Annotated in this window: 7 protein-coding genes; 2 read left to right on the forward strand and 5 right to left on the reverse strand. The window is 64.3% G+C overall.

Annotation, left to right across the window (positions count from 1 at the left end; genetic code table 11):
• Positions 1–657: 657 nt before the first annotated feature.
• Complete coding sequence (locus AWB68_RS39985; RefSeq protein ID WP_087649716.1) at positions 658–1,914, reverse strand: aminotransferase class V-fold PLP-dependent enzyme; 1,257 nt, start codon at positions 1,912–1,914, stop codon at positions 658–660.
• Positions 1,915–2,158: 244 nt separating this feature from the next.
• Between AWB68_RS39985 and AWB68_RS39990 the strand changes: the two genes are divergently transcribed.
• Complete coding sequence (locus AWB68_RS39990) at positions 2,159–3,832, forward strand: methyl-accepting chemotaxis protein (RefSeq protein WP_087649709.1); 1,674 nt, start codon at positions 2,159–2,161, stop codon at positions 3,830–3,832.
• A 58-nt stretch (positions 3,833–3,890) separates the two neighbouring features.
• Here AWB68_RS39990 and acuI read toward each other — a convergent pair whose 3' ends face one another.
• The 4 genes from acuI to AWB68_RS40010 form a co-directional block, all read right to left on the reverse strand.
• Complete coding sequence (gene acuI / locus AWB68_RS39995; RefSeq protein WP_087649710.1) at positions 3,891–4,874, reverse strand: acrylyl-CoA reductase (NADPH); 984 nt, start codon at positions 4,872–4,874, stop codon at positions 3,891–3,893.
• A gap of 145 nt (positions 4,875–5,019) precedes the next feature.
• Positions 5,020–5,457 (reverse strand): PRC-barrel domain-containing protein, encoded by a 438-nt coding sequence (locus AWB68_RS40000; RefSeq protein ID WP_087649711.1) that lies wholly within the window; start codon positions 5,455–5,457, stop codon positions 5,020–5,022.
• A gap of 137 nt (positions 5,458–5,594) precedes the next feature.
• A complete protein-coding gene (locus tag AWB68_RS40005) occupies positions 5,595–6,023 on the reverse strand; it encodes a DUF1810 domain-containing protein (RefSeq protein WP_087649712.1) in 429 nt (142 codons plus the stop codon).
• Positions 6,024–6,095: 72 nt separating this feature from the next.
• The gene (locus AWB68_RS40010) at positions 6,096–7,037 is read right to left on the reverse strand and encodes an aldo/keto reductase (protein ID WP_087649713.1); all 942 of its coding nucleotides are present in this window, start codon (positions 7,035–7,037) and stop codon (positions 6,096–6,098) included.
• A gap of 190 nt (positions 7,038–7,227) precedes the next feature.
• On the opposite strand from AWB68_RS40010, the gene AWB68_RS40015 reads away from it, so the two are divergent.
• Positions 7,228–8,193 carry a LysR family transcriptional regulator gene (locus AWB68_RS40015; RefSeq protein WP_087649714.1) on the forward strand — a complete coding sequence of 322 codons (966 nt, stop codon included), beginning with the start codon at positions 7,228–7,230 and terminating at the stop codon, positions 8,191–8,193.
• Positions 8,194–8,904: the final 711 nt, after the last annotated feature.

Here is an 8,904-nt window from a genome sequence, read left to right on the forward strand (position 1 = left end):
AAAGGATCAGTTTCCGAACGCTAGGGACAATATACAAGTAAGCAAAGAAAGCAGCTTCACAACGCCAATCCTTGCCAGTCGCCGCCAGACCGTTCCTTCTGAGTGGTCCAACCGGGGGAGTGTCGTTAGCGGGGTTTCATCGTTGTTGGCATGTAGAAGAGGCGCGCACGTCGCACCGCCATACGAAGTGGATCAGCAGTCATACATCCAGCCTCGCGCTACGCGCTCACCCGTCAGGCAAAACCGAGACCCATCGCTATATCTATATCCTGCGTTCGTGCTTGATGCATGCTTCAATTCCCACCGCTTGGCACACCTGTCGTCGGGCACGCAGTGCCAAGACGGATGAATGACTGCTGATCCACTTCGTATCGCGGTGCGATGCCCGTACCTCTTCTACATGCCAACAACGGGGAAACCCCGCTAACGACACTCCCCCGGTTGGACCACTCCGAAGGAACAGTCTGGCGGCGACTGGCAAGAATTGGCGTCGGGAAGCTGCTTTCTTTGCTTACTTTCTTTGCAGCAGCAAAGAAAGTGAGTCCCGCCCCGGACAGGGGCAGAGCTAATAAATCGCTAAAAAAACAAGTTTCATAGGAGCACAAGCGCATCAAACGGTGTAAACCCAAACCCAAACCCACCCCCAAGCGCCAGCGATCACCCCTCCCGCGCCAGCACCCCCAATCCCTCGATCAACCGCTCGACATCCTGCATGCGCGTAAACACCGCAGGCGTCACCCGCACGACATCGCCCGAGTCGGGCCCCACCCGCGCCACCGTGAACACGCCAAACCGCTCCCGCAGCGCGCCGACGATCGCGTCGTTATCCGCCTTCGACTTCCTCCCGTGCAACCGGAACGCGGTAATCCCCGCGACCATCGACGGATCGTCAGGCGTCAAAACCTCCACCCCGGGAAGCTCGCGCACCGACCCAACCCAAGCGTTTCGCAACGCCCGCAACCGCGCCTCCTTCGCATGCGCCCCGATCTTCCGGTGCAACTGCAACGCGGCGGGCACCGTCAACCACGCGGCAAAATTCGGTGAGCCGGTATGGATGCGCGAACGAATGTCATCGGCTGGCCAGGAGCGGTCGCCGAGATAAGGATCGATCGCGTCGAGGCTGTCGAGGCGGATGTGGACAGCGCCGCAACCCAGCGGCGCACCGATCCACTTGTGCAGGTTCAAAGCGACGAACGGCGCGCCGAGACTCGGGACATCGAAGTCGAGCTGGCCCCACGAATGCGCCGCATCGACGATCACGCCGGCGCCCGCCGCCTCCGCCATCGCGGCGATCTCGCTCACCGGCAGCACGAGGCCGGTCGCGAAGCACACATGCGACAGCAGCACGAGCCGGGTGCGCGGATGCGCGCGCAACGCCCGAGCGTAGGCGTCGAGCACGTTCTCGCGCGTGGCGGGCTCGGGAATCGTCAGGTGCACGGGCGTCACGCCGCGGCGCTGCCTGAGCCATTCCATCGCGTCCTTGGCGCACGGATAGTCGAGGTCGCTGTACAGCACGGTGTCGCCCGGTTCGAGCCGGTTATAGCCGCTGATCAGCGCGAGCAGCGCTTCGGTGGCGTTGCGCGTGAGCTCGATCTCGTCGATGCCGCAGCCCATCGCGGCGGCAACTTCGCCGCGCACGGTGTCCATCATCGCGGACCAGTGCGGGCGGACCAGCAACGTCGTCTCGCAGTTGATGCGCTCGGTCCAGTGATGAAACATCGCCTTGACCGGTTCGGCCATCGCGCCCCAGAAGCCGTGCTCCAGGTTGATCAACTCGTCGGACTGGCGGTACAGGGCGCGCACGGCGCTCCAGTAGTGCTCGTCGTTTGCCAGGCCGCTCGTGGGCGTGGCGGGCAAGTCCGCCAGAGCGGCGTCGAATTCGGGCAGGCGGTAGTCGAGGTCGAGTTCTGGCATCGGTCGGCAGGTCTTTTTTTGGAGGTTGTGAAGGAACCGGTCCAACACCATAAACCGCCGAACGCCTGTTCGCAAACGTTGCACGTTTTTTACGCGCCCCCTTCAGACCTTCGTGCACCGGTCGTTATCAGGAGCAAGAGCGCCAGATCGGGCCGCCGGGCCGCGGCTTCCGATTCCCACATCGACAGCCGGTCATTCGGCCGGCGGACAGGGCGCCGACGTCCATGCGACGGGGAGAGTAGAAGTGAGTCTGAAGAACATCAAGATCAAGAACAAGCTCATCGCGGGCTTCGGCGTCATGGCCGTGCTGGTGCTGGTGATCGCGGGCATGTCGCTCAGGGCGCTCGGCATCGCCACCGACAACTTCGCGCGCTACGTCAACGGCATCAATGCGCGTGCCGATGTAGCCGACCAGGTGCGCGCGGCGGTCGACCGCCGCGCGATCGCCGCGCGCAATCTTGTGCTGGTCACGACGCCCGCCGATGTCGAATTGGAGAAAGCCGAGGTCCTGCGGGCGCACGACGACGTGCAGGCCCGGCTCAGGCAACTGAAGGACATGATCGCGACCGCGTCCGACACGAGCGACAAGGCGCGCAGCCTCGTCGCGGAGATGGATCGCGTGGAAACGCTCTATGGGCCGGTCGCGACGAATATCGTCGGCCTCGCGCTCGCGGGCAAGCGTGACGAAGCGATCACGAAGATCGACGACGAATGCCGGCCGCTCCTCGCGGCGCTCGTCAAGGCGACCGATACGTATGCCAGCTTCACGCGCGAACGGCGCGAAGCGATCGTGCGCGAGTATCGGAGCGAGTACGAGACGCAGCGCGACGTGCTGCTCGCGATGTCCACCGTCGCGGTGTTGCTCGCCGTCATCGCCGGCTTGTCGATCACGCGCTCGGTCATCCGTCCGATCAGCTTTGCCGTCGATATCGCGCGCACGGTGGCGCGCGGCGACCTGCGCAGCCGGATCGTCGCCGACACGAAGGACGAAACGGGCGACCTGTTGCGCGCCCTCTCCGACATGAACGACCGCCTGACCGAGACCGTGAGCCGCGTGCGCGAAAGCAGCGGCGCGATCGGCGGCGCGGCGAAGGAGATTGCCACCGGCAATACGGACCTGAGCCAGCGCACCGAGCAGCAGGCGGCGTCGCTCGAGGAAACCGCGGCGAGCATGGAAGAGCTGACCTCGACGGTCAAGCAGAACACCGACAACGCGCAGCAGGCGAGCACGCTTGCCGCCAACGCATCGGGTGTCGCAAAGAAGGGCAGCCTGGTGGTCGGGCGCGTCGTCGATACGATGCAGGGCATCAGCGAAAGCTCGGCGAAGATCGCGGACATCACCGGCATCATCGAAGGCATCGCGTTCCAGACCAACATCCTCGCGCTGAACGCGGCCGTCGAAGCGGCGCGCGCGGGCGAGCAGGGGCGCGGCTTCGCGGTGGTCGCGAGCGAAGTGCGCAGCCTCGCGCAGCGTTCGTCGACGGCGGCGAAGGAGATCAAGGAACTGATCGCGACCTCGGTCGAAAAGGTGCAGGGCGGCTCGGTGCTCGCAAGCGAAGCGGGCAAGACGATGTCCGAAGTGACGCAGGCGGTCGCGCGCGTCACCGACATCATGGAGGAAATCGCGGCGGCTTCGATCGAACAGGGACGCGGCATCGAGCAGGTGAACCAGGCCATCGCGCAGATGGACGAAGTCACCCAGCAAAACGCGGCGCTGGTGGAAGAGGCGGCGGCCGCATCGCATGCACTCGAGGAGCAGGGGCGGCAGTTGAATCAGGCCGTGGCGTTCTTCGTGGTCGAAGGCGCTTCGGGCGCGGCGCCCGCGCAGTCGTTCGCGAAGCCGAAGCGCACGGCGCCTTCGCTGCGCGCGGCGGCAGTGAGCGGCCACGGCGGCAACGAAGGCTGGAGCACGTTCTAACTCTTACTGGAACGCTAAGTACGGGCGCGCCGCCATCCAGCATGGCGGCGCGCCTTTTTCATCGATTCACATCGACGATCACGCGCCCCTTCACTTCGCCCTGCAACAGCCGGCTCGCCACATCGACGGCTTCACCGAGCGCGATCTCGCTCGCGACATGTTCGATCGTCTCCGCCGGCAATTCATCGGCGATGCTGGCCCACGCGTCGAGGCGCCGTTCGCGCGGCACGTACACGCTGTCCACGCCGAGCAGCGTCACCCCGCGCAGGATGAACGGCGCGACCGTCGCGGGCAGGTCCATGCCTTGCGCGAGGCCGCACGCGGCCACCGCGCCGCCATAGCGCAGGCTCGCGCACACATTGGCAAGCGTATGGCTGCCGACGCAATCGACGGCCGCGGCCCAGCGCTCCTTCGCGAGCGGCTTGCCGGGCGCCGAGAGCGTCGACCGGTCGATCACGTCGGCTGCGCCGAGCTCACGCAGGCGTGCTTCTTCCGAAGCGCGTCCCGTCGATGCCACGACGCGATAGCCGAGCCGCGCGAGAATCGCGATCGCGAAACTGCCGACGCCGCCGTTCGCGCCTGTGACGAGCACGTCGCCGTCATCGGGGCGGGCGCCGTGCCGTTCCAGCGCCTGCACGCACAGCATCGCGGTGTAGCCGGCGGTTCCCAGCGCCATCGCCTGGCGCGTGGTGAGCGATGCCGGCAGCGGAATCAGATGATCGCCCAGCACGCGGGCTTTCTGCGCGAGGCCGCCCCAGTGCGTTTCGCCGGCGCCCCAGCCGTTGAGCACCACGCGATCGCCCGGCTTGTACTGGACGTGCCCGCTTTCCTCGACGATGCCCGCGAAGTCGATGCCGGGCACCATCGGAAACGTGCGCACGACCGGGATCTTGCCCGTGATCGCGAGCGCATCCTTGTAGTTGAGCGTCGAATAGTCGACGCGCACGAGGACATCGCCCTCGACGAGGCGCGCTTCGTCGATGGACTGGACGGACGCCGTCGTGCGGTCGTCCTGCTTTTCGAGCAACAGTGCGTTGAACATTGTCTGGACCCTCGTGTCTCCTGCTTCGATTCCGCTTTGCGTGCCGAAGCATGTGCTTGTCTGTGCTTGACTGGTTGCACAGCTAATCATATTCCAATCCGCCTGAAGCGACGACGCAACGCGCCACCGCTTCAGGCGCATTGCGTCAATGATGCTCGAACTCGGCTCGCGGCTTGGGCGTCGCCTTCATCTTCGCGTACTGGAACTCCGGCAGCGCCTTGATCGCGCTCTTCGTCGCGCCCGCGAGCACCAGCTTTCCGCCGACGAAATCGAGTTGCTCGATCGGGATCGCGACATCGTGATGCGACACGCCGAGGAACTGGTTGGCCGCGATGATCGCGAACGAGACCGAGTGGTCGGGCGCGACGATGATGTCGTGAATCACCCCGACGCGCTCGCCCTGGTCATTGACGACCGGCTTGTTCAGGATGGACTTCTTGACGCTCCAGCCCTCGACGATGGCCGTCGACACTTCGACGGATACGCCGAGCGGCTGGGCGCCCGCGACCTGCGCGTGCACGGCGGAGGACATCAGTCCCATCGTGGAAGACGCGATCAGCAAAGCGGCGATTCTCGATTTCATTGGTCCATTCCTCAAGAGGTTGAAAGTCTGGCGAGCCAGGCGCCAAGCGAGAGAACTCGGTAGCAGTGTGACGGATTACCGCGCGGCTTGCAGACATCGCGGTGCGGCGCAAACACCACAATCCCAGGCGCGAGCGGTCAGGTCTGTCCGAGCCGGTCGAGCGTCGCGGAATCGGCGTGGCCGCCGAAGTACTTCCGCAACGCTTGATCGAACTCGCTGGCTTGCCCCGCGCATCGCGCGAAGAGCGTCATCGACGAATGGAATTTCATGTCGTCCGGGTAGCCGAAAATCTGCGCGACGGAGCGCTCCTGCAATCCGTTCACGATGCGCGTCAGCTCGCGGAGCCGGGCGCCCAGTAGCGGATGCGCGAGATAAGCCTCGGCCTCGGCAAGCGCCGAGATCGCGTAACGCTCGGCCATTGCGCTGTGCCCGAGCCCCGCGATCTGCGGGAAGATGAACCACATCCAGTGCGTGCGCTTGCGTCCCGCCTGCAATTCGGCACGAGCCTGATCGAAGGCTGAATCTTGCGCATCGACGAAGCGCTGGAGATCGTACGGGTCGTTCATTTCGACACCTCCTGTTGCGTGGATCGCGCTCGTTAAAGCAACGCACATTCCCGCCGCTGACGGGTTCGGCGCCTACGTGGCGACCGCGTCGGCGATCCGCTTGCAGAGCGCACCATCGGGATAGACGCCGACGCCCGCATGCACGTTGTCGATCATGTGCTCGCGCCGCCCCGTGCCCGGGATCACGCACGTCACGGCCGGATTCGCCAGCACGAACTTGAGCAGCACCTGCGCCCAGCTCGTGCAGCCGATCTCCTGCGCCCACGCGGGGAGCGGCCTGTCGTGTATGCGGGCGAGCAGTCCGCCGCCGCCGAACGGCTGATTGATGATCACCGCAACGCCGCGCTCCGCCGCGAGCGGCAGGATGCGTTGCCCGGCCTCGCGATCGTCCGCTGCGTAATTGATCTGCACGAAGTCGAGCTTTTCCGAGCGCAGCACCGCTTCGACTTCGCCGAACGCACTCGACGTGTAGTGCGTGATCCCGATATAGCGGATGCGTCCGGCGGCTTTCCAGTCGCGCAGCGTCGCGAGCTGCGTGCGCCAGTCGAGGAGATTGTGGATCTGCATCAGGTCGATGCGCGGTTGTTGCAGACGCCGCATCGATTCCTGCATCTGCGCGATGCCGGCTTCGCGGCCCTGCGTCCACACCTTGGTCGCGACGAACGCCTTTCGATGGTCGTCGAGTTGCGTGAGCAACGCGCCCGCGACCGCTTCCGACGACCCATACATCGGCGACGAATCGATCACGGAACCACCCGCATCGAAGAGGACGCGCAGCACATCGGCCAAGCCCTCGCGCGCCTTCGCATCGTTGCCGACATCGAACGTGCGCCAGGTGCCGCAGCCGACTACGGGAAGCGCTTCGCCGGTCGATGGAATCGGGCGTCGGGTCATGGCGGTCATGGGTTCGGGCCGGGATGTCTGCGCGCGGGTGGGGCGTGTGAACGGCAGCGCGAGCGCCGCACTCGTGGCCAGTTGCAGGAAGGCGCGGCGATCGCGTGATGGCGGGGTCATCGGGGCGGGAACGCTCACAGGTTGGGTTGCCGGTTGGAGCAACACTCAAGGTCGATAGTTCACGCGCACGACCGTGCGTCAACCATGCGCTTACATAAATCAGCCGCCGCGCCGCACGCGGAATGGCAAAACGCCATAAAATCGCCGCTACTAAGACAGACGCTCGAAATGAAGCGTTCCAGGAGACAGGATGGACATTTTCATGTCGATGGAGGCGTTCGTGCGCGCCGCCGAGGCGCAAAGTTTCGCGAACGCGGCGCGGCAACTCGGCGTGGCGAAATCGGTGGTCACCTCACGTGTGAAGCAACTGGAGGAGCACTTCGGCGTCGCGCTCTTTCATCGCTCGACGCGTGCCGTGCGCCTTTCCGAAGCCGGCGAATCGTACTATCGCGACTGCTTGCAGCTTGTGAACAAGGTCCACGATCTCTCCGGGCGCACCAGTGCGGAAACGCATTCGCTGTCGGGCACGCTCAACGTGCATGTTCTCCCGGGCTTCGCGCTCGGCCATTTCTCCGAGGCGCTGATCGCGTTTCGCGAGGCGCATCCGCGCATCGAGTTCGTCGTGACGGTCAACGATCGCGTGATCGATCCGGTGCAGGAAGGCTTCGATCTCGCGTTGCAGATCTATCCGCCCGCGTCGAACCTGCTGGTCGAACGCAAGCTCTTTCCGGTGCGCGGCGTGCTGTGCGCGGCGCCCGGCTACCTCAAGGAAGAGCCCGTCATCGAAACGCCGCTCGATCTGCTGCGTCACGATTTCGCGCGCTATTCGCACTATCCGTGGGGCGACAAGTGGCCGCTCATGAAGGGCAACGAATGCTATGAGATCGCGCTCGATCCGGTGCTGAAGACGAACAGTGTGCATCTGCTGCTCGAATTCGCGCGGGCGGGTGCCGGCGTCGTCTATCTGCCGACGATGGTCGCCGCCGCCGATCTGCTCGAACATCGCCTCGTGCGCGTGCTGCCCGAGTACGCGGCGCCGCCGTTGTGGCTTTCGGCGGTCTATCCGGCGTCGCACCGTTCGACGACCAAGGTGAAGGCCTTCGTCGACTTCCTGCGCGAGCGCTATTTGCGCGAACCGCAGTGGGACAAGGCGCTCGGCATCGCGCCGCCCGACGACGAAGCGCGCAATGTCGATGAGGAGCTTGGCGACGCCTGATGTGGGTCTTCGTTTTCGTCGTTTCCTTCGGTCGTGGGTGGGCGCTGGCGCTTGGGTTTGGGGTGGGGTTGGGGGTGGGGTTGGGGTTGGGTTACACCGTTTGATGCGCTTGTGCTCCTATGGAACTTGTATTGTTTTTGGTTTATTTGCTCTGCCCCTGTCCGGGGCGGGACTCACTTTCTTTGCTGCTGCAAAGAAAGTAAGCAAAGAAAGCAGCTTCCCACCGCCAATGCTTGCCAGTCGGCGCTAGCCCGTTATGTCGGAGTGGTCCAACCGGGGGAGTGTCGTTAGCGGGGTTTCACCGTTGTTGGCATGTAGAAGAGGTACGGGCATCGCACCGCCAAACGAAGTGGACCAGCAGTCATTCATCCGGTCTCGCGCTACGCGCTTACCCGTCAGGCAAAACCGAGACCCAACACCCATCGCGATATCTACATCCTACGTTCGTGCATGCTGCATGCTTCAATTCACCGCTTAGCGAACCTGTCGTCGGGCACGAAGTGCCAGGACGGATGAATGACTGCTGTTCCACTCCCTGTTGCGGTGCGACGTGCGCGCCTTTTCTACATGCCAACAACGGGGAAACCCCGCTAACGACACTCCCCCGGTTGGACCACTCCGAGGGAGCGGTCTGGCGGCGCATGGCAAGGATTGGCGTTGGGAAGCTGCTTTCTTTGCTTACTTTCTTTGCAGCAGCAAAGAAAGTGAGTC

The sequence above is a fragment of the Caballeronia choica genome, from assembly GCF_001544535.1.
GTDB classification, from domain to species: Bacteria; Pseudomonadota; Gammaproteobacteria; order Burkholderiales; family Burkholderiaceae; genus Caballeronia; species Caballeronia choica.

Coding starts and splice junctions, on each gene's coding strand:
- AWB68_RS40005 (WP_087649712.1), bottom strand. CDS start 6,023: ATGAACGACCCGTACGATCTCCAGCGCTTCGTCGATGCGCAAGATTCA.
- AWB68_RS40000 (WP_087649711.1), bottom strand. CDS start 5,457: ATGAAATCGAGAATCGCCGCTTTGCTGATCGCGTCTTCCACGATGGGA.
- AWB68_RS40010 (WP_087649713.1), bottom strand. CDS start 7,037: ATGACCCCGCCATCACGCGATCGCCGCGCCTTCCTGCAACTGGCCACG.
- AWB68_RS40015 (WP_087649714.1), top strand. CDS start 7,228: ATGGACATTTTCATGTCGATGGAGGCGTTCGTGCGCGCCGCCGAGGCG.
- AWB68_RS39985 (WP_087649716.1), bottom strand. CDS start 1,914: ATGCCAGAACTCGACCTCGACTACCGCCTGCCCGAATTCGACGCCGCT.
- acuI (WP_087649710.1), bottom strand. CDS start 4,874: ATGTTCAACGCACTGTTGCTCGAAAAGCAGGACGACCGCACGACGGCG.